This is a genomic window from Streptomyces sp. NBC_01283 (genome assembly GCF_041435335.1).
Lineage (GTDB): Bacteria > Actinomycetota > Actinomycetes > Streptomycetales > Streptomycetaceae > Streptomyces.
Window position 1 is genome coordinate 412,336 of the sequence record NZ_CP108430.1, and the last position, 23,137, is coordinate 435,472.

General features: G+C 68.4%; 19 protein-coding genes and 4 pseudogenes. 12 read left to right on the forward strand and 11 right to left on the reverse strand.

Annotated features, from left to right (window positions below; all coding sequences use genetic code 11):
* Positions 1-44 precede the first annotated feature (44 nt).
* Both OG302_RS01710 and OG302_RS01715 read right to left on the reverse strand, forming a co-directional pair.
* Complete coding sequence (locus OG302_RS01710; RefSeq protein WP_371524990.1) at positions 45-305, reverse strand: hypothetical protein; 261 nt, start codon at positions 303-305, stop codon at positions 45-47.
* Positions 302-607, reverse strand: coding sequence for a DUF6247 family protein (locus OG302_RS01715; protein WP_371524991.1), 306 nt, complete (start codon positions 605-607; stop codon positions 302-304). Before OG302_RS01715 ends, OG302_RS01710 begins: the two co-directional genes overlap by 4 nt.
* Before the next feature lie 258 nt (positions 608-865).
* Between OG302_RS01715 and OG302_RS01720 the strand changes: the two genes are divergently transcribed.
* Both OG302_RS01720 and OG302_RS01725 read left to right on the forward strand, forming a co-directional pair.
* Complete coding sequence (locus OG302_RS01720) at positions 866-1,342, forward strand: hypothetical protein (RefSeq protein WP_371524992.1); 477 nt, start codon at positions 866-868, stop codon at positions 1,340-1,342.
* A 58-nt stretch (positions 1,343-1,400) separates the two neighbouring features.
* Complete coding sequence (locus OG302_RS01725) at positions 1,401-1,844, forward strand: pentapeptide repeat-containing protein (protein ID WP_371524993.1); 444 nt, start codon at positions 1,401-1,403, stop codon at positions 1,842-1,844.
* Between the two features lie 459 nt (positions 1,845-2,303).
* Here OG302_RS01725 and OG302_RS01730 read toward each other — a convergent pair whose 3' ends face one another.
* Positions 2,304-2,999 (reverse strand): L,D-transpeptidase, encoded by a 696-nt coding sequence (locus tag OG302_RS01730; protein ID WP_371524994.1) that lies wholly within the window; start codon positions 2,997-2,999, stop codon positions 2,304-2,306.
* Between the two features lie 545 nt (positions 3,000-3,544).
* On the opposite strand from OG302_RS01730, the gene OG302_RS01735 reads away from it, so the two are divergent.
* Positions 3,545-3,700 carry a hypothetical protein gene (locus tag OG302_RS01735; protein WP_371524995.1) on the forward strand — a complete coding sequence of 52 codons (156 nt, stop codon included), beginning with the start codon at positions 3,545-3,547 and terminating at the stop codon, positions 3,698-3,700.
* 603 nt (positions 3,701-4,303) lie between these two features.
* Positions 4,304-5,644, forward strand: coding sequence for an FG-GAP and VCBS repeat-containing protein (locus OG302_RS01740; RefSeq protein WP_371524996.1), 1,341 nt, complete (start codon positions 4,304-4,306; stop codon positions 5,642-5,644).
* Positions 5,645-6,132: 488 nt separating this feature from the next.
* Here the strand turns inward: OG302_RS01740 and tnpA are convergent.
* Positions 6,133-6,490: pseudogene (gene tnpA, locus OG302_RS01745) on the reverse strand (IS200/IS605 family transposase).
* Positions 6,491-6,654: 164 nt separating this feature from the next.
* Positions 6,655-6,861: pseudogene (locus OG302_RS01750) on the reverse strand (transposase family protein); the annotation flags it as partial.
* Positions 6,862-8,180: 1,319 nt separating this feature from the next.
* Between OG302_RS01750 and OG302_RS01755 the strand changes: the two are divergent.
* Together OG302_RS01755 and OG302_RS01760 are read left to right on the forward strand one after the other, a co-directional pair.
* Positions 8,181-8,423 carry a DUF6479 family protein gene (locus OG302_RS01755; RefSeq protein WP_371524997.1) on the forward strand — a complete coding sequence of 81 codons (243 nt, stop codon included), beginning with the start codon at positions 8,181-8,183 and terminating at the stop codon, positions 8,421-8,423.
* Positions 8,424-8,962: 539 nt separating this feature from the next.
* A complete protein-coding gene (locus tag OG302_RS01760; RefSeq protein ID WP_361835504.1) occupies positions 8,963-9,337 on the forward strand; it encodes a VOC family protein in 375 nt (124 codons plus the stop codon).
* 114 nt (positions 9,338-9,451) lie between these two features.
* On the opposite strand, the pseudogene OG302_RS01765 reads toward OG302_RS01760, so the two are convergent.
* Positions 9,452-9,736, reverse strand: a pseudogene (locus OG302_RS01765) (replication-associated recombination protein A); the annotation flags it as partial.
* A gap of 212 nt (positions 9,737-9,948) precedes the next feature.
* On the opposite strand from OG302_RS01765, the gene OG302_RS01770 reads away from it, so the two are divergent.
* From OG302_RS01770 to OG302_RS01780, 3 genes are all read left to right on the forward strand, one after another.
* Positions 9,949-10,521, forward strand: a complete 573-nt coding sequence (locus OG302_RS01770) for a hypothetical protein (RefSeq protein WP_371524998.1) — start codon at positions 9,949-9,951, stop codon at positions 10,519-10,521.
* 317 nt (positions 10,522-10,838) lie between these two features.
* Entirely contained in the window at positions 10,839-11,270 is a 432-nt protein-coding gene (locus OG302_RS01775) for a hypothetical protein (protein ID WP_371524999.1), read from the forward strand.
* Positions 11,263-12,768 (forward strand): caspase domain-containing protein, encoded by a 1,506-nt coding sequence (locus tag OG302_RS01780; RefSeq protein ID WP_371525000.1) that lies wholly within the window; start codon positions 11,263-11,265, stop codon positions 12,766-12,768. The genes OG302_RS01775 and OG302_RS01780 overlap by 8 nt, the downstream gene beginning before the upstream one ends.
* Positions 12,769-13,217: 449 nt before the next feature.
* Here OG302_RS01780 and OG302_RS01785 read toward each other — a convergent pair.
* Together OG302_RS01785 and OG302_RS01790 are read right to left on the reverse strand one after the other, a co-directional pair.
* Positions 13,218-13,464: pseudogene (locus OG302_RS01785) on the reverse strand (aldo/keto reductase); the annotation flags it as partial.
* A 260-nt stretch (positions 13,465-13,724) separates the two neighbouring features.
* Positions 13,725-14,561, reverse strand: coding sequence for a helix-turn-helix transcriptional regulator (locus OG302_RS01790; protein ID WP_371525001.1), 837 nt, complete (start codon positions 14,559-14,561; stop codon positions 13,725-13,727).
* Positions 14,562-14,721: 160 nt separating this feature from the next.
* On the opposite strand from OG302_RS01790, the gene OG302_RS01795 reads away from it, so the two are divergent.
* Positions 14,722-15,492: an SDR family NAD(P)-dependent oxidoreductase gene (locus tag OG302_RS01795; protein ID WP_371525002.1), complete on the forward strand. Its 771-nt coding sequence runs from the start codon at positions 14,722-14,724 to the stop codon at positions 15,490-15,492.
* 78 nt (positions 15,493-15,570) lie between these two features.
* The gene (locus OG302_RS01800; protein ID WP_371525003.1) at positions 15,571-16,326 is read left to right on the forward strand and encodes an SDR family NAD(P)-dependent oxidoreductase; all 756 of its coding nucleotides are present in this window, start codon (positions 15,571-15,573) and stop codon (positions 16,324-16,326) included.
* Between the two features lie 55 nt (positions 16,327-16,381).
* Here the strand turns inward: OG302_RS01800 and OG302_RS01805 are convergent, their stop codons facing one another.
* The 3 genes from OG302_RS01805 to OG302_RS01815 all read right to left on the reverse strand — a co-directional run bounded on the left by OG302_RS01805 (position 16,382) and on the right by OG302_RS01815 (position 20,804).
* Positions 16,382-16,930, reverse strand: coding sequence for a hypothetical protein (locus OG302_RS01805; RefSeq protein ID WP_371525004.1), 549 nt, complete (start codon positions 16,928-16,930; stop codon positions 16,382-16,384).
* 126 nt (positions 16,931-17,056) lie between these two features.
* Positions 17,057-19,033: a hypothetical protein gene (locus OG302_RS01810; RefSeq protein ID WP_371525005.1), complete on the reverse strand. Its 1,977-nt coding sequence runs from the start codon at positions 19,031-19,033 to the stop codon at positions 17,057-17,059.
* A 340-nt stretch (positions 19,034-19,373) separates the two neighbouring features.
* Entirely contained in the window at positions 19,374-20,804 is a 1,431-nt protein-coding gene (locus OG302_RS01815) for an endo-1,4-beta-xylanase (protein WP_371525006.1), read from the reverse strand.
* Positions 20,805-21,557: 753 nt separating this feature from the next.
* On the opposite strand from OG302_RS01815, the gene OG302_RS01820 reads away from it, so the two are divergent.
* Positions 21,558-23,024 carry a non-reducing end alpha-L-arabinofuranosidase family hydrolase gene (locus OG302_RS01820; protein ID WP_371525007.1) on the forward strand — a complete coding sequence of 489 codons (1,467 nt, stop codon included), beginning with the start codon at positions 21,558-21,560 and terminating at the stop codon, positions 23,022-23,024.
* Positions 23,025-23,137: the final 113 nt, after the last annotated feature.

Here is a 23,137-nt window from a genome sequence, read left to right on the forward strand (position 1 = left end):
CCTGGGCCGTTGCGATGCTGGGGTCGGGCGCTGTCACCGGGCAGCTATCCGAGCCAGACGATGTTCAGGACGGTCAGGCGGCGCAGGGGCCTGTTCACCCAGTAGGTGAGGGACAGTTGGCCGACGGACGCGTACCGCACGTCCTCGCCCTCGGGGTCCTCCGCGTTCCACTGGCCAAAGCCCCAGGGGTCGGCCGCGGCAGCGTCCAAGACGTCCCACACCGTGTCTTCGACGTGCTCGGGCAGGATGCCGAGGACCTTCGCGGCCGACGGGGAGAAGCGGACCGCGTACGGCTGTGCGGTCACCGGCGTCTGCCCCGCAGCTCCGCCATGTCGATGGATGCGCTGTCGTCGTGGCCGGAGGCGACGAACGCGTCGACCGCCGGGGCGTGGGCCAGGCGGCCTTGCCACTCCTGGACGACCTCGTACAGCCCGGCCAGGGAGAACGTCCGGCGGGACTCCTCCAGCGCCGCTGCCCAGTCCCGCTCGAAGGCAGGCACCCACTGCGCTGCGCGCCGGTCGGCGCGCAGCTGTGCGAGGAGTTCGGCCGGAGCTCCCGGGGCGGGGGCGTAGGGCGTGACGGGGGCGTGGTCGGGCTGCGCGCTCATCGGCTGGTCCTCCTTGCGGGTCCTACCGTCACGGTACGCGCGCGGCGTGACTGTGGACGCGGGCATGGGTAGATCTCTTCTATTGGTCCGTCAGCGGTGACACGGGGCAGGCCTTCTGCGCGGGTACGGGGGCTTTGCCGCGATCGTCTTGCGGTCGGCGTCGGGCATCGGGCATCGGGCATCGGGCATCGGGCATCGGGACGAGATGCGATGAGTCGACGGGCTGCAGCCTCTGCTGGTCCTGGGCGATCCTTCGGTGTGATCCCTCAACCGATACGCCGCCGGAAGCCGCGTGGCCTGCGCCTATGGCCGGTCGGCCTCGTCCTGTCCCTGACCTTCATCGCTACGGTCGGCATCGCAGCCGGGGTGTTCTTCGCCGGGTGGGACCTGCTCGGCGCCCGCGGCCTGAAAGCCCAGCCACGCCTGGATGCCTCGACGCTGTTCGACCTGGTGAAGCTGGCGTTCGGGGTAGTGGCCGGGGCCGGTGCTCTGGTCGCCCTGGTGGTGGCCTACCGACGTCAACGGGTCGACGAGGACGGCGCGCTGCGCGAGGCGACCCGGCTGCACACCGAACGCTTCACCACGGCCGTCTCCCAGATCGGCGACGAGTCCGCCGCGGTGCGCCTCGGCGGGGTGCACGCGCTGGCCGGGCTCGCCGACGACGCACCCACCGGCCTGCTGCGCCAGACGTGCGTCGACGTGCCGTGCGTATCTGCGCCTGCCCTACACCGCTGAGGCCGACCTGCCGCCGGACGACGCTGCCGCCCGGCACGCTTACCTGGCGCTGCGCGAGGTGCGGCACACCATCATCCGCCTCATCCGGGACCGCACGTCGGTCGACCCCGAGGAAACTTCCGTCTCCTGGCAGGGGTACGACCTCGACTTCACCGGCGTCGTCTTCGACGGCGGAGACTTCACCGGCGCTGTGTTCGCCCCCGGGGCCACGGTCTCCTTCCGCGACGCCCGGTTTTCCGACGGCACGTTCTCCTTTGTCTACGCGTGCTTCTCCGGCGGCACCGTCTCGTTCGGCGGCGCAACGTTCTCCGGCGGCACGGTCATCTTCAACCAAGCGGTGTTCTGCGGCGGAAGAGTCGACTTCGGCGCCACGTTCTCGGGGGGGGGCACGGTCGACTTTCGCGGCGCGCGGTTCACCGGCGCCACGCTCGACTTCACCAGGTCGACCGGCCCCGCGCCGATCGACCTGGTGTCGGGGGCGGGTCGCTGCCGCACGGACTGAGCCTGCCAGATGCGTGGCTGCAGCCGGCGCCCTGACCGCCGCTCCGAACGACACCACCCCGTTCGTCGCGTCCCCGTCCCAGCCTCCCCCGGCCTCGAAGTAGCCCTCCACGACGGTGGATCCGGGCATCCAAGGGTCTCAGCGAACGCGAGCGTGCCGATGGCCCGGTTGCGCAACCCCAGCAGGGAAGCGTGGGCTGCGCGACTGCCTGGCGCAGATGCTCGACCAGCAGGGCGGGGATCTGTCCGCAGCCGCGGACCACGGAAGCCGCGGACCACGGAAGCCTTCAGAAACCCACCCCTGCTGGACGATCTACTTCACAACAGCCGCCCACGACCAGTACAAGAACCGGGGGACGACATCCCCGCGCCCTCCGCTCAGCCACTTCAAGAGGGCGCAGCTCCGTTCGGCGGCGCCCCTCGCTCGGGCCGTCGGTCCGCGAAAACGGCGGATGGCGGATCAGGTGCCCGGCTTGCGGCCGTAGACGAAGACGTCGTCGCCCTTGCGCAGCATGTTCCAGTACTTCACGGCGTCCTTCTTCGTCATGTTGACGCAGCCGTGGGAGCCCGGCGGGGACCAGACGCTGATGCCGACCGAATGGAACGCCTGGCCGCCGTCGAAGAACTGGCTGTACGGCATCGGCACGTGGTAGATGCTCGACACGTGGTCGATGTCGCGCCAGTAGACCTTCTTCAGGCCCGTGCGGGTTTCGTGGCCGTTGCGGCCGGTGCGTACCGGGATCGGGCCGTACTTGAGGTTCTTGCCGTCCTGGATCCAGCTGAGCTGGAGCGTCAGGTCGACACAGGCGATGCGTCCCTTGTTGGTCGGGCACTTACCCGCCTTGTTGGGGTTGTTGCCCACCGCCTTCTGCTTGTTCATGAGGTTCATGACGCCCCAGGTGACGCTGCCCGCGTACCCGGCGTTCGGGGTGATGTTGTGCTTGGTCTGGAAGGCCTTGATGACCTTGCAGTCGGCTGCCGACTGCTTGCCGTCCACCGGGCGGCCGAGGAACTTCTCGACCTGCTTCTGGTAGGGCCCGGTCTGTGTCGAGCACGACGCGGCCTGAGCACTGCCCGTGCCGAGCGCCACCGTGAGCGGGGCCACCAGCACGGTGATCCCCAGCGCCACAGCTCCTCGTCTGCGTATGTCCCCCATTGGTGCCCACTCCTCGTTCGTCATTGGTCCGCGGCTCGGATCCCACCTGTTAGACGACGCGGCCGCGGGGTTCGTTGTAGGGCGAATCGGCACAGGTGTGTAACAGAGGGCGATTTGCCGCCGGGGTACGGCAGGTATTGGCGACCATCGAGCACCTCGCCGAGGCTGCGCGGGCCAGGGGCGCGTTCGGCAGCGCCGACCGGCCAGCAAGGCGGGCTCTGCGTATACGTCCCCGGCTCCGACGGCCTTCTGAACGCCGGCCCGCTGCCTTCCGTTGAAACCCTGTCCGAGCCTCAGGCGAGCGGCAGGCCTTGCGTGTGGTGCGCCGTCGCCCTCAACACGACAGCCGCGCACTTCGGCGAGCGGGCCGTGGACGCCCACGGCAGCTCCGCTCACTGGTTCCCCCGCGGGTGCCGCCCCTGTGTCCTTCTGCACGTATACCGGACGCAGCTCGACCACACCCATACATGCGAGCAATGCGCGGACGAGCTTGCGCACTGCCGCACCGGTACTGCCCTGCGGCAGATCCTGAAGGCGGCACGGCGGTGACCGGGCGGTTCTGCTGGCACTGCGACCAGCCGATCACACAGGGTCAGCCCACCACCACCTTCGTCATGCTCTCCATCGCTGCGGGTGGTGCGGCCGTCACCCTGCACGAGAAGTGCGCCGAGCGGGCCGGATACGTCCGCCGCCATCCCTAGCCCCCGCCGCGGCTACGTCGGACTGGCCACAGCGGGAAGAGGCGGCCGCTCGAAAGTGAGCTCATGGCGAGCGGCCGCCTGCTCCCTCGGCATCGAGCGGAGATCCCTATGACTGCCCCTCTGGCTCCCTACCTGTGAGGTCAGTGCCAGCACACCATCCGAGATGGCGAGACCTACGAAGACGGCATGTGGCAGACCAGCTCGGGTGGGCCTCTGCCTGGTGTCGCTGCCACGCCGCGCTGCCCTGAGGTCGTCCTCGTTCCCTGCCCGCCCTGCTTGGGGCGCTCTTGGAGGACCGGGTCCCTCAACCGCATACCTGCGCCATGAGAACCACGGTGGCCGTTGACGGAGTCCGGCTGATCGTGCGCCCCGGGGTGAACTGCATGTGCCTGTGCCAGGCGCTGGTAGGCGAGAGCGAGGCGCTTCGGGCGGCGCGGGTCGCGGAGTCCGATTGCACTAGGCAGGTCTGCACCCGGAACCTGCGCCGGTGGCGGGCAACCGGGTCTCTCGTTAACGGGGGGGGCAGGACCGTCGTGCATCACCCCCGTAACAAAATGATCTGCTTCCTTGTGCGGCCCGCGTCCACGCCCGTGAAGTGGGCTGATGCACCTTCCGACAGCAGGCGGTCCGTTCGTCCGCCACCTGCGCATGTGGCACGCCGTACTGGCCTCCCTCATAGGAGTAGCAGTGGTGGCGTGCCTCATCCTTCTCCCGTCCGACGGCGTGCGCGCGGTGCCCAACAGCCCCTGCCGAGCAGCCGATTCGACGCGCAAGGACGTGCCCGCGGCCCTCGATCTCGACGGGGATGGCTTTGTCGATCTGGTGCACGAGATTTCCCGGTCGTTGAAGGTCGACGTGCTCGTCGTACCCGGCTCCGAGCACGGTCCGGACCACGACCGCACGACCCTCCTCACCCAGGAGGACCTCGGTGTGCCCGACGGCATCCAGACGGGTGACGACCCGTGGCAGCCCACGATCGCCGACCTGGATGAGGACGGCCACGCCGACCTCATCGTCAGCGGCGCCGCCCAGGTCCTGTGGGGAGGTCCCAAGGGCCCGCAGGCCAGCGGTCCGCACGGGAGCGTCCGACTGCCGGGCAGCGGATACAACACCGCGCCGATCGCCGGGGACTTCGATGGGGACGGCCACACCGACCTCGCGGTCTTCAGGGACTCGAACGAGAAACAGGAACTGATCGTCCTCAAGGGACCGTTCAAGCGCTCCGGCGCCCCCGCCCGGACGGTGGAGATCCCCAGCCCCGTCCACGAGGGCGCGTCACCCGTGCTGGTCGCCGGGGACGCGAACGACGACGCCGCCACCGATCTCGCGCTCTACGACTCCCCCTACGATCCACCCCTGCTGTTCACCGGCGGCACCCATACCGCCGGCGGCCTGAACAAGAAGCCCGAGCATCTGCCGGAGGGCGAGAACGTCGTCTTCGGCGACTTCGACGGCGATGGGCGACAGGACGTCGCCATCGGCCGGAGCTTCGTCGACAGCTACGACGAGGTCGATACACCCCACCGCCGCGGCCAAGTCAGCGTCCGCTACGGGAAGGAGCCGGACAAGTGGGTCACCATGGAGGGCGGTGACTTCAAGGAGGGCTTTGGCACCCGGCTCGCCGCCGGAGACTTCAACGGTGATGGCTGCGACGACCTGGCCGTGCAGCTCACCAAGAAGAAGGAGACGGGGGACGCGCGGATTGAGGTGCTGCGGGGCGGCTCTGAGCACGGGCTCGGGTCGAAGCCCTGGCGCACCACCAAGCGCTCCGTGCCGGGTGACGACGGCCCCGTCGACGGCACGCTCTTCGACGTCCACGACTGGGACCGCGATGGCCGCGCAGAACTGGCCCTTCTCGGCAAGGACAGATGGTGGATCACCGACGGCACGGACCGCGACGAGGCGTCCTTCCCGGTCGCCCCCAGCAAGGACCAAGGTTCGTAGGCACAGGCTCGTTCACCGACACCCGGTGCGCTCCTACGCATTCAGTCTCACGGTCGATGTCCAGCCGGCGGCCGATGGGACACGGTGCTGAGACGGGCGGGTGTCCTGTCTCCCTGCACTTGGATTCTCACTCGGTCTCATCCGAGCTTTCCAATTCTCAACCAGCCTTGGTCGGCAGGACCGGCTCTGTCTGGTCCCACCGGACCGTGCTGGTCGGGGGCCTGCTCTGATCCGGTGGCGGATCTGCACCGGCTGGCCGGCTACGGCACTCGCGGCACGCCGCGGCGCCCGGGACCGTCGCTGAGGCGAGAGTGGCGGCACCTGTGCCCATCCGAGAGCACGGCCCCCGAGGCGGCCGGATTCCCGCGCGGCTCTGCCGCGTGTCTTCAGCATGATCTAGCGAGGAACCCTGGGTGTTCACGCCCGGGAGGAATCGCTTCTCAAGGCAGGTGTGACCCGCACAGGCGTACGGGTCTGGGCTGTTGGCCTCAGTCGGGACGTTTCTGGTTCTCGATGTACTCCTTGATGATCGCCAGCGGTGCTCCGCCGCAGGATGCTGCGAAGTAGGACGGGGACCAGAAGTGATCCCCCCACAGGTGCTTGCGGATGTGGCCGGGGAACTCCTGGCGCAGCCTGCGGGCAGACACGCCCTTGAGGGAGCCGGACCAGTCGGGAGATGGTGACCTTGGGCGGGTAGTGCACCAGCAGGTGGACGTGATCGCGTTCGCCGTTGAACTCGACCAGCTCGGTTTCGAAGTCCGCGCATACGGCGAGCATGATCTCTTCGCAGCGCGGGAGGGTCTCGTCGGTGAACGGTCCGCACCGGTATTTGGGCGTGAAGACCAAATGAGTGTCTGCAGAAGCCGGGCGCCGCCGCCGTCGGCGAGCAGCACCCCGGCCCTCTGCACCAGGTGCTGCAACAGTGGGCTGCGACGCTGATAGCGCACCGTCAACCCCTCCACCTGCTCAACGAACGTCCGCCGACCGCAGCCCGGGCCGTCGCAGAACAGCCGCCGCACCGACAGCCCGATCACGACCGGGCGGCCCCCGACAGTGACATCGGCCAGCGTGCGGCAATAGCGACTGTGCGTCCGTACGGAACCGCGACCGCAGCCCGGACACGCCACCGTCAACTCCCGGGTACGGGCCGCGATACGGACCACGCCGCCCGCCACCCACACCCGTTCCACCCGCACCGCATCGGGGTGCGGAGACACGATCTGTACGAGGTCATCACACTCGCCGACAATGGCGCGTCCCGTGACGGGGCGTCACCGGCGCACGGTGGCACTCCCCAACTTCAAGGAAATCTTGCCAGGGCCCTCGAAGTGCGCCGCGGAGTACAGAGACAAGTGCACCAGCTGTGGCGAGTTGGCGGTGGTCAGGGCGGCCAAGGATGGGGCCGGGCTGGCAGGCTGCACTCGTGGCCCTCGACATTGCCTGGACGCCGGTTGGGCCGAAGCCACCCCCGTGCAGACCAGGGAGGCTGCCGTTCTCCCGTGCTGGTGGCCTCGGAACCGGCCCCATCTCGCCGCACTCTAGATGCAGGGTCTGACAAGTCGAGCCGGGCGACGCCGCCGTAGGGCGCGCCTGGCAAGGCCCGTCTCACGGCACCTAGCCCGTCGGCGGCCGCCGGATCGGCCCGGTCTGCGTCCGCTACGGGAGGGAGCCGGACCAGTGGGTCACCGGCGGCGACGGGACCGCCAACGGCCCTGGCAAGGAGCCGAAGCGGCTGTGCCACAGCGGCTCCACGATCCGACCTCGGTAAGACTGGGCGGTGGGCTTCGAGAACGTCAGCCCCGAGTCTTCCGCATGCGTGCAACCAGATAGCCGTTCGCTTAACCCTCCGTTTAGGGGGCACTCGGACAAGGACCGGCGAGGGCCGCTGGGCATGGAGTTGAGTCAGGTGAACTGTCCCTCATGCGGTGGATCGGCCCAACAAGCTTCGGACGGCTCCTGGGCGTGCGGGCAGTGCGGCCCTATCAGCCGTTCGGCAACAGCGGCATGGGTAGGGTCGAAGTCATGACGTCCGAGACGCCTCCCCCGTCGGCCGGGGGATTCCAGCCACCAGGGATTACAACAACGGACTGTCGCGGCTGCGGCACCCAGATTTCAGGCATCAGCGGGCGCTACGCCTGCGGGGTGTGCGGCTGGACAAACCCGTGGGACGAGGGGCACCAAGACCTACCGACCACGGATGAAGGCCCTGACCGACCTCGCCATGGGCCCGCCGCCTGAGCCCCCGGCAGGCGGGGCCTGCGCTGCCCTACCTATCCGAGTGTGACCACGTGGGTGCGGCAGAACTGTGCTCCGCTGGGCCGGACGGACTGCTGGGATTCCCTGACGGCCAGGAGACCGGTAGCCACTACGCGACCGTCCAGGCCAACGCGTGGGCATGCATCAGAACCGATACCCGGCCGTGCGCGGTCGTCCGGGCTGGGGCCGCTTTTGGACCCCAGACCCGTACACGGCGGCGCTTTCCCCCAAGCCGGCGACTCTTTGTACTGTTTCGCCACAGTTCGGGTAGTTGATCGTCATGCAGACTCACCGTCAAACCGTTCTCGCCGTCGAGGGTGGCGGCTCGCTGGTCTTCCTCATCGTCGGCATCGTCGTGGTCGCAGGGCTACTCGCCATGTTCATCAGCGGCCGGCGCCGCGCTGCCCGCCGCACCGAACCAACTGCACCGTCCCACCGCACTCCCCCCAGTGGCGAAGCCCAGCGCGGAGAAACCTGGCAGACCCCCGACGACGACCCCGAACAGGGCCACCCGCACCCCTGAAACGAGGACCAGCTCAAGACGCCTCGACCGGATCGACTCCGGAGCGAATGAAGCAGACGCCCTGGCGTTGTTTGGCCCCCTGTGGTCGAGCCGGGAGGGCCTTCGACCTCCCCAGGCATCATGATCCTCCCGGCCCGCACGCGTCCGGTGCCCTTCTTCTCCACGCTCATGCATTCGCGTGTCGGCCCGGCGCTGACGACACCGCACGGTCGTCAGGCAAGCGCTTGCCGACGACGGCCAAGCAGCCATGGATGGCCGCGGTCCGCCTTGGTCGATGCTTTGCGCTGCTCGGTCTGCGACGGTCTGGCCCACCCCCCTACCGTTTTCGTAGCCCCGCGACGCCAGCCGCCCCTTGGCCCGGAGTCGCTAGGCCGTGCGGTCAGTCCGGGGGCGTTGCGTAAGAGGCGGTGCCGCGGAAACCTCGCAGTGCGGTCGGTTGTCCTGTCGACGTGCCGACGGGCCTAACCGCCCGGCCAGCGGGCATGAGGCCACTCGTGCAGGATGTCGAAGAAGCGGCCGACGAAAGAGAAGTGGTGTAAGTGATTCGAAAGCTGCAGGCTGTCGCGCTGGACTGCGCCGACCCGGTACGGCTCGCACGGTTCTACGCGGAGCTCCTCGGCGGCCGGGTGGTCGCAGACCCGGGGGATTCCGACTGGATCGAGGTGCACGGATTCGAGGGGACACCACTGGCCTGCCAGCGGGTGGAAAGCTACCGACCGCCGGAATGGCCCAGCCAGGAGCGCCCGCAGCAGCTCCATCTGGACTTCGACGTGGACGACCTCGACGGGGAGGAAAAGCGGGCGCTCGCCCTCGGCGCAACCGTGCTGGAGCGGACGGACCAACTCCACCCAGAAGCCAATTGGCGAATTTACGCGGACCCGGCCGGCCACCCGTTCTGTCTCTGCCTCCACTGACAGTCCGTCGAGTTCGTCGCACTCAAGCAGGCTCTTCAGCACGACACGGATGTGCCATCAGCATCAGGGGCCTCCACAAAATCCACTACTTGCAGGGGTACGTGCAACGCCGCGTCACCCCTCATTCCGGCGTTGCCTCCGCAGGGCCGACCACCGCTCAAGCCGTTGGCGAATCTGTTCCTCGTAGCCGTTTTGGGTGGGCTGGTAGTACGTCTCGCGGTCCATGTCGTCGGGGAAGTAGTCGGCGCCGGAGAAGCCATCGGTGGTGTCGGGGTCGTACTGGTAGTCCTTGCCGTAGCCGATGTCCTTCATCAGCCGGGTGGGAGCGTTGAGGATGTGGGCGGGCGGCATGAGTGAGCCGGTGCGGTGGGCGGCGCGGTGTGCGGCGTTGAAGCCGCGGTAGACGGCGCTTCTGCTGCTCGGCGGGCGTGTACCCGCCCCTCTGCGCGTACCTCATGATTCCGTCGTACCGCAGGGATCATGAACCGTCACGATCCCGCAGGCTCTACGAGTCAACCTGAGTAGCGACGGGCTCACTGCAAGAGCAGGCAGAAACGCTCCAGATGTGTGCATCCGGCTTGTCGGCTGCGATTCCTCTCTAGCTTGATCGGATGCTCAAAGCGTTCCTCATCAACGTGCTCCCAGTCGTCATCGCCGTGATCGCCATCGCTGTTCCCACCTGGATTGGTGTCCGGCAGACGCGGATCAGTCAGCACGTGAACAATATTCAGGCGATGATCACTCTGCTCGACGAGTTCCGGTCAGCCGCGTTTCACGACCAGCACGACTACGTGTGCAACCGTCTTCAGCAGGAACATGACCCGAGCGAGGGAGTGCGCGGGCTTCCCGGCGAGGCGAAGGCGGCCTTCTGCAATGTCGTGTACTACTACCATTCCTTCGCCACCCTGACCGTCTTCCAGCTCGTGGACGAGAAGTTGTTTCTTCCGCTTCTACGTCACCGGATCATCAACGTCTGGAGGGCCACCCAGCCATTCGTAGAACGAGAGCGCGAGTTGCGAGGAAGCGACAGCTCATACCTCTCAGCGTTCCAGGAACTCGCCCGCCGGACGGCCGAACTGCCCGACACATATATCCACGACCGCATTCTCGGCACCCGGCGCAACCGGCGAAGGCGGTTCTCCTTCTGGACAAGCCGCCGCCGTTCCGCACCGGACGGCATGTGATCCTGTGGCTTATCCGCCGCGACTCGGGCAAGGTAAGCAGACTCCGGCCACACGTCCAGCCGCATCAGGCCCTCATCGCCATACGGCTGCGGCGGCAAGGGAGCCGAGAAGAACCCGGCGGAGACCAGCGGCTCCAGCCATTGCTGCCCAGCGCCTCCGAAAAACCGGAATTGGGTGGCCGGGGCATGGGGCAGGTTGTGGGGCATGCTCAGCCCGGTGGAGTGCGAACATCCACGAAACCGCCCCGAAGACGGGCCCGTTCATGCCACTCTGTCCCCCTTCTTGCGCTTGAAGCACTTCCATGAGGGGGACGGGGCATGGACCGTCACGGGGATCTCGCCGAGGCAACCGTTCGGCTGTGGCACGACGAGTCGGCCGGAATGCGCGTGTCTGAGGCCGAAACGACAGCGTTGACGGAGGAGCTGGTGGGGCTCGCATTGCATCGCGTCACGCCGCTGCGCGCGGGGCCGGCGCCGGTGGGCACCCGGTCGGTCGAGGCGTGGGAGGCCGCCACGATCGTGATCACCCTGCGGACCGCGCCGACACTGGTGCGATCGTTGATCGGGCTGCTGCAGGACTGGCTGCGGCGCCGCAACTCCGGCTCCATCGAGATGAAGCTGGGCGAGCACAAACTGCGGCTCACCTCAGCCGGACGCGCCGAACAGCGCGAGGCGATCGAGCACTTCTTCACATCCGTCGAGCGGGACCGGGACGCGGCTCGGGCGGCGGAGTCCGGCGACCGTGGCTAGGCGGGCTCTCGTCGTGGCGGCCTCGCGCTACGACGATCCGCGGCTGGAACATCTGCCCGGGGCGGACGCGGACGCGCTAGCCCTCTCCGAGGTGCTGAGGGACGGGGCGATCGGGGGCTTCGAGGTCGGCGTCCTCAAGAACCGGACGCGCGACGAAGTGGCCCGGAGCGTGCAGTGTTTCTTCAACGCGGCGGCTCCCGAGGACCTTCTACTGCTCCATCTCTCCTGCCACGGCATAAAGGACTCCCGGGGCCGGCTGCACTTCGCCGCCCGGGACACGGAGGTCGACACGCTCGAAGCAAGCTCGCTCGACGCCGACTTCCTCAACGACCGCATGGAGCAGAGCGCGTCGCAGCAGATCATCCTGCTCCTTGACTGCTGCTACAGCGGCGCGTTCGTGAAGGGCCTGCGCACGCGCGCGGGCGAGCATGCCGTCGACGTGGCGGGCAACCTCGGAGGCCGCGGGCGCTTCATCATCACCTCCTCGACCTCGCTGCAGTACAGCCACGAGGACGGCGAGCGCAGCCGCGATGGGGCCAAGCCGTCGGTCTTCACCACGGCCGTGGTGCAGTCGCTGCGCCACGGCACGGGCGACCGGGACGGTGACGGCCGCGTAGGCGCCGAGGAGTTCTACCGGGACGTCTGCGACCGGGTCCGGCGAATTCTGCCCGATCAGACGCCAACCCTCAGCGTCAACAGCGCGACCGGTGACCTTGTCGTCGCCTTCAATCCGGCCGGGCCCAGACCGAGCCGTCCCGCCGCGGTCGAACCGGTCGCCGCGGCCACCCCGGAGCCGGGCCTGGCCGCGCCCTCAACGAATTTCCCGTTCGACCCGGTGAAGGGTTCCGGATACGACATCGGCGAGGTCATGAAACACCTCAATCAGGTCATCGACCTCGTGTCGGACTCTCAACGGACCACACCTGTCCGGCCGCCCTACTTCTCCGAGGTGTCGGGCAAGAGGGGTATCGGCTACGACAAGCAGCAGGTGGACGCCCACATCGAGCGCCACCTCGCCGAACCCGCCGACTTCGAAATCGCGTTGCGCCGACTACTGCGAGAGCAGGGTGCCGCCCTCATCGACGCGGGCACATCCGTGGGGCGCAGAGTCGCCAAGCTTCGGGACAGGTGCCACCTCCTCAACTGGGAGCGGCTGATCGGTCACGTCGGGACGGGCCGCATCGTGAACTGGCGATGGGCGGTGGCCTATACGAGCACACATCTGTGTGTACTCGACGGGACACACCTGCTGCGGGTGTCGTATCGGGAGCTGTCGTCCCTCTCGGTGTCCTCCACGAGCCGGTGGGAGACCTGGTCGGGCAGCAACGACCAAGCGGGGTGGAGCGGGGAGACGGAAGTGGTCACCACCACGGTCCGCTTCGGCGCTCAGGCGGCAGTGTTCGAGGAGCCCTACGGGGAGCTGATGCGCGACGCCCTCAATGCCTTCGTCGCCGCCATGGCCGATCTCCGCAAGCGCCACCCCGACTGGTTCGCCTAGGGTCCGTGTCAAAGGTCACCGGATGGTGATCACGGTTGGGTGATACGCCGACACGTCTTCCCCTCGTTGCTCGCGCGTGGCCGTCGGCCGGGCGCCGGATCCGCCCGGCCGCAGCGGCCATCCAGCCGCCGCCGCACCGTGCGCACATTCACCCCGCCCCACCGCACGCACGTGGGTGGTCAACGCCCCCGGCCGCATCCACCTCCAACAACCGCGCGCTCAGCGCCAGCCCGGGCTCCCTTCCCGCCGTGCCCTCACCCCCCATCGAACAACTTCCTGCCGCCGACACCAAGACCCACCCGGCCTTAACCGGCCGCCTTCGCCGCCACATCGGACCTTGCCCACCTCACCCGTGTGATCAAGCGAAAGCTCAAGAAGATCCGATGCCGCCCCCACCCGACCGTTGTCTGCCGCCCACCGGACTGATCATGGACTACGGCGCAATCGGACCAGCGCAGGCTGTTGTCGGCGACCTTGCGGATGTTGTCGGGGCGGCTGTTGAGGCCGTACCCCTGGGACGGGCCGGACAAGTCGGACAGGTCGAAGCTGAACTTGGTGGCCAGGACCACGTCGTCGCGGAAGTCCTTGCCCGCCCGCCTTGCAGACCAGGATCTCGTTGGAGCCGGTGCCCAAGCCGTAGAGCTCGGCGGTCTCGAAGAAGGTGACGCCCAGGTCGTGGGCGCGGCGGATGGCGGCAGTGCGCAACGACGTCGTGCCCCCGGACTTGCGCGGCGGCAGCGGTACGCGGCTTCTCGCGGACCACTACGCCAGCCAGGATGGCCCGCGCGTGCTGCACCGGCACGCGCGGGGTATCGCCCACTCCCCCATCTCGGTCCGAAGGCCGGGGCGCGCCTGGCCAGCCGGGGTCGGCCGGTCCGGTGGGGTGGCCGACGGGCGGGGACCAGTTCCGGGGGCCGTGGCCGCTGGTGGCGGTCAGGGGAAGTCTGCGCGCGAGGCTAGCGCCGGGTGGCGTGGAGGGAGCCGAGCAAGCCCAGGGCCTGGGCGCTGGGGCTGCCCGGTTCGGCATGGTAGATGACGAGTTGCTGGCCGGGCGCTTCGCGTACGTCGAAGGCCTGATAGGTGAGGGTGAGGGGGCCGACGTCCGGGTGGCGCAGGCGTTTGGCGTCCTGGGTCTTACCGCGCACGGTGTGGGCGTTCCAGAGGCGGGTGAACGTGGCACTGTGCTCGGTGAGGGTGTGGACCAGCTCGCGCAGCCGTGGGGCGTTCGGGTCGAAGCCTGCTGCGTGGCGCAGGTTGGCGACGGTGGTCTGGGCCGCCCGGTCCCAGTCCGTGTAGAAGTGCCGGCCCGCGGGGTCGAGGAACGTCATGCGCGCCAGGTTGTCCGCCGGGTCGAACGGGGCGTAGACGGCGTCGGCCAGGGCGTTGGTGGCGAGGATGTCCAGGGTCCGGTCGAGGACGAACGCGGGGGTGTTCGGGTAGCCGTCCATCAGCTGGCGCAGTGCTGGACTGACCCGCTCTGCGGTGTGCGCGGCGAGCGGGTGGTCCGGTGTGGCCCCGGCCAGTCGGTACAGGTGCGCGCGGGCGTCGGTGCCGAGCCGCAGCGCGCGGGTGAGGGCGTCGAGCACCTGGGGTGAGGGGTTGCGCTCGCGCCCCTGTTCCAGGCGGGCGTAGTAGTCGGTATTCACTCCGCTCAGGACGGCGACCTCCTCGCGGCGCAGTCCAGCGACCTTGCGGGTTCCGTAACTCGCCATGCCGACGTCCGCCGGCCCCAGGTCGGCGCGGCGTGCGCGGAGGAAATCGCCCAGGTGGTTGTCGGCCGTGCGTTCAGACATGTGTTCAGGGTAGGGCCCGGGCCCGGAGCTCTGCCTGGGTGTGCCGCACCCAGGCAGAGCGCACCCTGGCCGATGGCCGCCTGCCTGCCCATTCTCGGTGGGGCGCGACCCATGCGAGGGAAGCGCACTGATCGAGCAGTATCGAGGAGAGGAGCCCGCCATGGACAGGAGAGATGAAGGCGATCGGCAGGCCACCGAGTTCGCCGGGAAGGTCGCCGTCGTCACAGGGGCCGCGCGGGGCGTGGGCAGGGAGACGGTGGCGCTCCTGAGTGCTCGCGGCGCCCATGTCGTCGCCGTCGACCTGCGCCCGGAGGCCGAGACCCTGGCGGACGAGTTTCCCGGCGTTCTGCCGGTGACCGGTGACGTGACAGGGGAGGAGACCGCCGCGCGGACCGTGCAGGCCGCCGTCGACACCTTCGGCGGGCTGGACATCCTGGTGAACAACGCCGGGCGCACCTTGAACAAGCCCATCACCGACACCACCGCAGAGGACTGGGACGCGGTGATGGCGGTCAACGCCCGCGGCTCCTTCTTCTTCGCCCGCGAAGCCTTCCGCGCCATGAAGGCCCGCGGCGGCGGAGCCATCGTCAGCACCGGCTCCTACACGTGCACCGTCGCCCTGCCCGAGGGCGCCGCCTACAGCGCGTCCAAGGGCGCTCTGGCCCAGCTGACCAAGGTGCTCGCCGTCGAGGGCGGGCCCCTGGGCATCCGCGCCAACCTCGTCGCCGCAGGCGTGATCGAGACCGACTTCCTCGACACGTTCCGCTCCGACAGCCGGGCATACCTGGCGTCCTTCGCCGACGCACAGCCCCTGGGCCGGGTGGCGCAGCCCGCGGAGATCGCCGAGGTCCTGTGCTTCCTCGCGTCACCGCGCTCCAGCTTCGTCACGGGAGCCGTGGTCGCCGCCGACGGCGGCTTCACCGCGCTCTGATCCGGCACAGGGCACACCGAGCACACCAGCACCAGCACCAGCACCAGCACCAGACAGAGAATCGAGGGGATTACCGCCATGACGGGACGCCTGACAGGAAAGACAGCGCTGATCACCGGCGCGACGGGCGGCATCGGGCGGGCCACCGCGGAGCTGTTCGCCCGCGAAGGAGCACGTCTCGTGGTCACCGATGCCTCCACCGGCGCCGCGGCGGACCTGGCGGCACGGCTGGAGAGCGAGGGCGCCGAGGCCCTGGGCATCGGCCTGGACGTCTCGTCGGCACAGCAGTGGAGCGAGGCCATCGCCCAGGTCGAGCAGCGCTTCGCAGGACTGGACGTGCTGGTGAACATCGCGGGCATCGTGGACTGGCCCGGCGTCGAGGACACCGATCCGCAGGCGTGGGACCGGGTGATCGCGGTCAACCAGACCGGCACCTGGCTGGGCATGAAGACCGCCATGCCGCTGCTGCGCGCCAGCGGCAACGGCTCGGTGGTCAACACCTCGTCCGTCCTGGGGCTGATCGGCAGCGGAGCCGCCGCCGCGTACCAGGCGTCAAAAGGAGCGGTACGCCTGCTGACCAAGACCGCCGCGGTGGAGTACGCGACGCGGGGCGTGCGGGTGAACTCCGTTCACCCGGGGGTCATCTCCACTCCCATGATCCAGGAGATCCTCGACGAGGAGGGGGACCAGCAGCCCGACATCGTACGAACCCCGATGCGGCGCGCCGGCCGCCCCGAGGAGATCGCCCCCACGATGCTGTTCCTGGCCAGCGACGAGTCCTCGTTCGTCACCGGGGCGGAGTTCGTCGTCGACGGCGGGCTCACCGCGCACTGACCCAAGACCGCAGGAGTCCGATTCGTCACGCTCAAACGGCCGCAAGAAGAGGGCCCTATGGGGCACCGTCTACGACTACTTTGCCGCCTGGCAGAAGGACATGGAACGGGTGGGATCGCTGACTCGGACCAGGAGGGCCGAAGCTCACCCCGTTCTCGTCGAGTGCGTTGAAGACAGTCACGCGACCCGTCTCGAAGACGAAGCTGATGTCGACGTTTCCCTGAGCGACGTCCTCGCCCGTCCATTCGAGCAGTTCGGCCGCCCTGAGCCGGAGCCCCCGCAACGCCTGTAGCCCGGGGAAAGGCTCGGGGCGCCACTGCAGGTCGAAGCCGGGCCACCGGACCGGATAGGTAGGGTCGATCATGTTCCACGTCAGGGAGAGATCGCCCAGCTTTTGATAATTGATCTCGACCTGCTGGCCATCGAAGTCGAACAGCACCGGGCAGTCGGAGAACCACTCGCCATCCCTGAGGTCCCAGACCATCCAGACCCTCGTGAGCGTCCTGCCAGCAAGACCACGCAGACGATGCCCATGCTCCTGCACGACGTCACTACGGCCGTCCAACCATGCCGGCTGGTAGCCCGCGATGCCGAAATCGAACATGACGTCATCTTGCCAGAGGCGCCCTTCCTGGGATCAAGGCGCTCCCGAGCGGCGACCAACCGTCCACTTCTCAAACAGCTGAGGATCGCCTCCGGTGTTCTGGCGCAACCTGTGGGACGTGCCGGCTCAGTTGGGACGCATCCGCCAGGCCCGGGCGAAGAGTTCGGGCAGGGGGCCGGCGACGGGCCGGGAGCAGACTTTGCGCCCGATCACCCGGACCCCGAGCAGCCCGGCCTTCCAGGTCTCCATCGGAGGGTAGAACTTGTCCCCGCCCACCCAGTCGCCGGGCAGGAACATCCCCCGCCCGGCCCGGGGCCTGTGGTCGGCAACCACCAGACCGGCCTCGACGAGTACGGCCTCAACGGCCTTGTGGTGCGCGGGAGTCCATCGGTTGAAGCAGCGGATGCGGCGGTCGGTGGGCACAGGCAGGGCGAGCAACTGCAGATACAAGGTGGCGGCGTCCGTATCCACACCGGTGGCGGCAATCGCCTCCTCGACCACCTCCGGTGCGGACAGCCGCGGATCGGTCTCGTAGCCGCCGGGCGGCAGCGCCCCCTCGGTTATGCGCTGCACGATCCGCTCGAAATCGGGACCGCGCAGCCGGCGAACCAGCGCCAGATGCGAGCCCTCCGCGTCGACCACGGCCTCCAGGCGCCGCGAGCGCTCGTCGACCCCGTAGCGGCCGGGCCGGAAGTACACGCCGGGCGCCTCGCGCTCACCGCGCCGGTCGAACCCTGCCTCGGACACGACGACCAGGCCGTCGTCGAGCGTGGGATGGGCAAGCGGCTCAGCGGCGTCCCCGTAGGGCAGGGCGCCGGGGAAGCCCGGCAGTAGTTCCGCCACGGTCCGGCCGCGCAGGCTGCGGCCACGGGCGGAGAGCAGCAACCCCGGGTGGGCCAGGCGTTCCCGCAGCAGCTGTACGGTCTCGGGGACACCCCGCCGTACGGGATCTCCTTCGGGAAGCTCGGCGTACACCCAGTCGACGGCGTCGCAGACCACGGCGAGCAGCTCCCTGAAACGGAAACCCTCGTCGCCCTCCCAGCCGCCGCCGCTGATGCTGTTCACCCGCAGCCGGGTGTCCGGGTCGCGGGTCAGCCGCGGCTCGCGCGCGGGATCGGCGAACACGGCGCACACGGCTGCCGGGGCCATTCGTACATCGCTGTGCTCGGCGGCGACGGCGAGCGTCGACTCCGGCACGGCGGGGCGTACGCCCTGTTGCCGGCGCCAGGCCTCGGCGATCCGCTCGGCGAGCGCCAGCTGCCCGCCCTCCAGCCACAGCTGCCCGGGGTCCGCGGGCAGCACGTCGGCCAGCAGGTCGAGGCGCTCGGCCACCCGCAGGCTCGCCAACTCCCGCTCACCGGCCTCGGCTTCGGACTGCTTGAGCCCCATCACCTTGCGCGCCTCGGCACCGAGGCCTCCGTACCCGTACTTCACATCGGGTATTCCGGCGAGCAGCAGCGCGGCACCGGCCCGACTCAGCCCGGTCCGCTCGGCGAGCACCACGGCCGCCGCGCGGTCCCAGGGCGCGGGGCCCTTCTGCCGTACGAGGTGCACGATGCGCCGCAGCCGGTCAGGGGTGTCCCAACCCGTCGCGGGCACCGGCTCGGTGTCCGTGATCCGACCTGGTGCCGACGGCTGCGCGGTGCCGGTGCGCAACTCGACGAAACGCTGACCGTCCCGGCCTGCGCCGAGCCCATGCAGAGCGACCACCGCACCGTCGTGGGCCCGAGCGGCACGCGTGGCCGTGTCGGCGAGTTCGAGAACGCCCGCACGCATCCGGGCGCGAACCTCCGGGTCGGCAAAGGGAGTTTCTGCCCATACATCCAGCATCGCCAGCTGAACCGCGCGCAGATGGTCCTGCACATGGAAGGAGCTCGCCCGCAGGGCCACGGCGCCGCACCGACCGATGAACCGGTACCAGTTCCAGCCCCGGTACCGTGCGGGCGGCTTCTCGCCACTCCCGGTCAAGTAGCCGCCGACCTCGGTGAACACGGCGAGCGTGCCGGGCCCCCAGTGCCCTGAACCTTCGATGAAACCGTTGAGGGCCTGAGCGATCCACTTCTCATCGAAGGGCTGTGCGGGGCGTAGCGGGGTGTGGGACATAAGGCCATCCTGCCGGATCGCGTACCCGCCTTTCGTCGGTGCCGGGGCACGCGCTTCACCTTGCGCCCGGCGCTCCGTCGGAGAAGCGCACACCGGCGACCGCTTGGATCACGTGGCCCCCTGATGACGTAGCGGGCGTGTACCACCTGCAGACGAAGAACATCTTGACTTCGTGCAGCCCGAAGGACCTCGGGTTCTTCCAGAGCCTCAAGCCGGTTGCCTGGAGGTGTCATGGTGCTCCAGGCAACCGGACGCCGTTGCCTCCGTCGGGTGTGGAGGGACGAGGGAAGCCGTGCCCTAGGTCCTCACCGGTTCCCCCTTTCGTTTGTGGCGGGTCTTGTCAGGTGCGGGTCCAGCGTTGGTTGCTGCCGTTAGAGCAGGAGTAGAGCTGGGTCAGGGTGCCGTTGGCGGTGCCGGCTGCGACGGCATCGAGGCAGAGGCCGGACTGGACGCCGACGATGGATCCGTCGGAGTCGAGGCGCCATTTCTGGTTGTCGGCGCCCGAGCAGCTGTAGATCTGGACTTTGGTGCCGTTGCTGGTGCCGGCGGCGTCCAGGCACTTGTTGCCGTAGACCCTGAGCTCACGAGCGGCGGTGTGGGTCCACTGCTGGTTGGTGCCGTTGTGGCAGTCCCACAGCTGGAGCTGGGTGCCGTCAGTAGTACTGGCGCTGGGCACATCCAGGCAGCGGCCCGAAGCGACGCCCTTGATCTGCCCGGTGCCCGAAGGAGGCGTAGTGGAACCGCCGTTGAGGGCGTTGAGGACGGCGGTGTAGGCGGGCTTCTTGCTGCCGTCGCCGTTGAACAGCAGCGGCGAGTGCTCCGGTCGCCAGGAGTCGGTGTCGCGCACACCCCAGACGGTGATGCCGAGGCAGCGCGCGACGGCCAGGCAGTCGTTGGTCACGTTGGCATAGGTCGTGGCCGAGGCGCCCTGGATGTCGAGTTCGGTGATGGCCACGTCGACGCCGAGAGCGGCGAAGCTCTGCAGCGTGGTGCGGAAGTTGCTGTTGTAGGGGCTGTCGCTGTTGAAGTGCGACTGGAAGCCGACGCAGTCGATCGGTACGCCGCGCTGCTTGAAGTCTCGGACCATGGCGTACACGGCCTGGGTCTTGGCCCAGGTCCAGTTCTCGACGTTGTAGTCGTTGTAGCAGAGCTTGGCGGACGGGTCGGCTGCGCGCGCGGTGCGGAAGGCGACCTCGATCCAGTCATTGCCGGTGCGCTGCAGGTTGGAGTCGCGCCGGGCTCCCGAACTGCCGTCGGCGAAAGCCTCGTTCACGACGTCCCACTGGGCGATCTTGCCCTTGTAGTGGGTCATCACGCCGTTGATGTGCTCGACCATCGCCTGGCGCAGCGTGCCGCCGCTGAGGTTCTGCATCCAGCCGGGCTGCTGGGAGTGCCAGGCCAGGGTATGACCGCGCACCTGCTTGCCGTTCTGCACCGCCCAGTTGTAGACGCGGTCACCGGCGGTGAAGTTGAACTGGCCCCGCTGCGGTTCGGTGGCGTCTATCTTCATCTCGTTCTCGGCCGTCACCGAGTTGAACTCACGGCCCGCGATCGACGTGTACGCCGAGTCGCCCAGCCTGCCCGAAGCGATGGCGGTGCCGAAGTAGCGGCCGCTCTGCGCCGCCGCGGCGCCGAGCGTGGTCTCGGCGGCGTGTGCGGACGGCGGCGCGACCAGTGCGCCGGCCGCGCCGAGGACGCCGACGACCAGCGCCAGCAGCAGGCCGTGGATCTTTCGGCGGATAACGGGTCTGGGAAGGGCATACGAGCCCATGACTGTGCCTCCAAGGTAGAAATCACGGAAGGACTGAAGCGCAGGGACATGCGCCGTCCGCTCCCGTCGGGTGACGTACGGCGGGCGGCGGTGTTTCGACACAGGCATGGGGGTACTCCATTGCGGCTCAGCCGGGGGCCGCCACGCGGAGTCGCGTACCTCTCCAACTGCGCGAAGGCCAGAGTGCGTTGGTGCGAACCTCACCGGAACGAAAACAGGGGTGGCGCGGTGTTTTGGCGTGCCGATCTGCTGTACAGGTGTGCGTGGATCTGCCGTACATCGCAGATTGCTGAGGGTCGGCGCGGTTCGAAATCTCGAACTATGGACGGGGTCTCAGACAGGGATGATTGAGGTATTGACGGTGGATCGTCAATACACCCGCCCAAGAAGTTTCCGTTCCTTACCCGAAACTTTCCGGCCCCGGCGAGCCACGTCGGTCCCCCGGCACCGCCGACGGCAGATGCCGTAACGCCAGAGCCGAGGCCGTGGCCGGGACAGGTCTGCGGCCGCCGCCCGGCCAACCCCCTCCCACAAATGCCTGTCAGGTCAAGAGAGAGGCGCTGTTTACGGACAGATCAGTGACGGACCTTGACCAGACGGCCCCGCATTCCTAGCTTGTGGCGTCAGAGAAACCGGAAAACTTCCGAAAGTTTTCGGAACCGTCCCTGCCGCCGCACGGCCGCTCCGCGGTTCATCGGGGACGCCTCAGCCCACCCCGGGCGCCTCACCCCCACCCCTGAAGGAGGCCCTCTGATGCGGTTTCACCTACCGTCCCTGGCCCGTCCAAGACGCTTACTCGCCGTCCTCACCCCCTTGCTGCTCCTGGCAACCTTCCTCGGTTCCCAGCCCGCCGCCGCGGCAACCGTGGACCCCAACGCCTCGTATGTGCTGGTCAACCGCAACAGTGGCAAGGCCCTGGACGTCTACAACATGGCGACCAACGACGGCGCCCGCATCACCCAGTGGGCCAGGAACGATCAGAACCAGCAGCAGTGGCAGTTCGTCGATTCCGGGAGCGGCTACTACCGCATCAAGTCCCGCCTCTCGGGCAAGGTGCTGGACGTCCACAACCAGTCCACCGCGAACGGCGGACCGCTCGTCCAGTGGGCCGACCTGAACGGCACCAACCAGCAGTGGCGGCTGGCTGATAGCTCCGATGGCTACGTGCGGTTCATCTCGCGCCACAGCAGCAAGGCCCTCGAAGTGCAAGGGGCCTCCACCGCTGACAACGCGAACATCGTCCAGTACGACGACTGGGGCGGCACCAACCAGCAGTGGAAGCTCGTCAAGGCCGGCGGCGACAACTCCGGCCCGTGCGACCTTCCGTCGACCTATCGCTGGACGTCAACGGGCGCGCTGGCGCAGCCCAAGCCGGGGTGGGCCTCGCTCAAGGACTTCACCGTCGTCCCGTACAACGGCAGGCAACTCGTCTATGCGACGACGCACGACACGGGGACGCGTTGGGGGTCGATGAATTTCGGCCTGTTCACCAACTGGTCGGAGATGGGATCGGCAAGCCAGAACACGATGTCGACGTCCACCGTCGCGCCCACGCTCTTCTACTTCGCGCCGAAGAACATCTGGGTGCTCACCTACCAGTGGGGCAAGACCGCCTTCTCCTACCGGACATCGAGCGACCCCACCAACCCCAATGGCTGGTCAGCGGAGCACGAGCTCTTCTCCGGAAGCATCGCCGGCTCCGGAACGGGCCCGATCGACCAGACACTCATCGCTGACGGCACGAACATGTACCTGTTCTTCGCCGGTGACAACGGCAAGATCTACCGGGCCAGCATGCCGATCGGGAACTTCCCGGGCAGCTTCGGCACGACCTCGACCGTGGTCATGAGCGATACGACGAACAACCTGTTCGAAGCCCCGCAGGTCTACAAGCTGCAGGGCCAGAACCGCTACCTCATGCTCGTCGAGGCGATCGGCTCGCAGGGCCGCTACTTCCGCTCGTTCACGGCCACCAGTCTGAACGGCACATGGACGCCCCAGGCCGGGTCCGAGAGCAATCCCTTCGCCGGCAAGGCCAACAGCGGCGCCACCTGGACCAACGACATCAGCCACGGCGAACTGATCCGCACCAGCCCCGATCAGACCATGACCGTCGATCCCTGCCATCTGCAGTTGCTCTACCAGGGGCGCAGCCCCAACTCCGGAGGCGACTACGGTCTCCTGCCCTACCGTCCGGGTCTGCTGACGCTGCAGCGCTGACGGCGTGACACGGGACCGGCTCCGGAATGGAGCCGCCACGGCGGGCTCGGCGCACAGCCGAGCCCGCCCGGGTCACGCGACAACGTCAGCGCTGATACCGCGACAGCCGCGCG

Excerpts from the sequence above, each read along its gene's own strand:
- OG302_RS01740 (WP_371524996.1), top strand. The coding sequence starts at position 4,304 with ATGCACCTTCCGACAGCAGGCGGTCCGTTCGTCCGCCACCTGCGCATG.
- OG302_RS01815 (WP_371525006.1), bottom strand. The coding sequence starts at position 20,804 with ATGGGCTCGTATGCCCTTCCCAGACCCGTTATCCGCCGAAAGATCCAC.
- OG302_RS01805 (WP_371525004.1), bottom strand. The coding sequence starts at position 16,930 with ATGTTCGATTTCGGCATCGCGGGCTACCAGCCGGCATGGTTGGACGGC.
- OG302_RS01795 (WP_371525002.1), top strand. The coding sequence starts at position 14,722 with ATGGACAGGAGAGATGAAGGCGATCGGCAGGCCACCGAGTTCGCCGGG.
- OG302_RS01790 (WP_371525001.1), bottom strand. The coding sequence starts at position 14,561 with ATGTCTGAACGCACGGCCGACAACCACCTGGGCGATTTCCTCCGCGCA.
- OG302_RS01820 (WP_371525007.1), top strand. The coding sequence starts at position 21,558 with ATGCGGTTTCACCTACCGTCCCTGGCCCGTCCAAGACGCTTACTCGCC.
- OG302_RS01755 (WP_371524997.1), top strand. The coding sequence starts at position 8,181 with ATGCAGACTCACCGTCAAACCGTTCTCGCCGTCGAGGGTGGCGGCTCG.
- OG302_RS01775 (WP_371524999.1), top strand. The coding sequence starts at position 10,839 with ATGGACCGTCACGGGGATCTCGCCGAGGCAACCGTTCGGCTGTGGCAC.
- OG302_RS01810 (WP_371525005.1), bottom strand. The coding sequence starts at position 19,033 with ATGTCCCACACCCCGCTACGCCCCGCACAGCCCTTCGATGAGAAGTGG.
- OG302_RS01770 (WP_371524998.1), top strand. The coding sequence starts at position 9,949 with ATGCTCAAAGCGTTCCTCATCAACGTGCTCCCAGTCGTCATCGCCGTG.
- OG302_RS01730 (WP_371524994.1), bottom strand. The coding sequence starts at position 2,999 with ATGGGGGACATACGCAGACGAGGAGCTGTGGCGCTGGGGATCACCGTG.
- OG302_RS01715 (WP_371524991.1), bottom strand. The coding sequence starts at position 607 with ATGAGCGCGCAGCCCGACCACGCCCCCGTCACGCCCTACGCCCCCGCC.
- OG302_RS01800 (WP_371525003.1), top strand. The coding sequence starts at position 15,571 with ATGACGGGACGCCTGACAGGAAAGACAGCGCTGATCACCGGCGCGACG.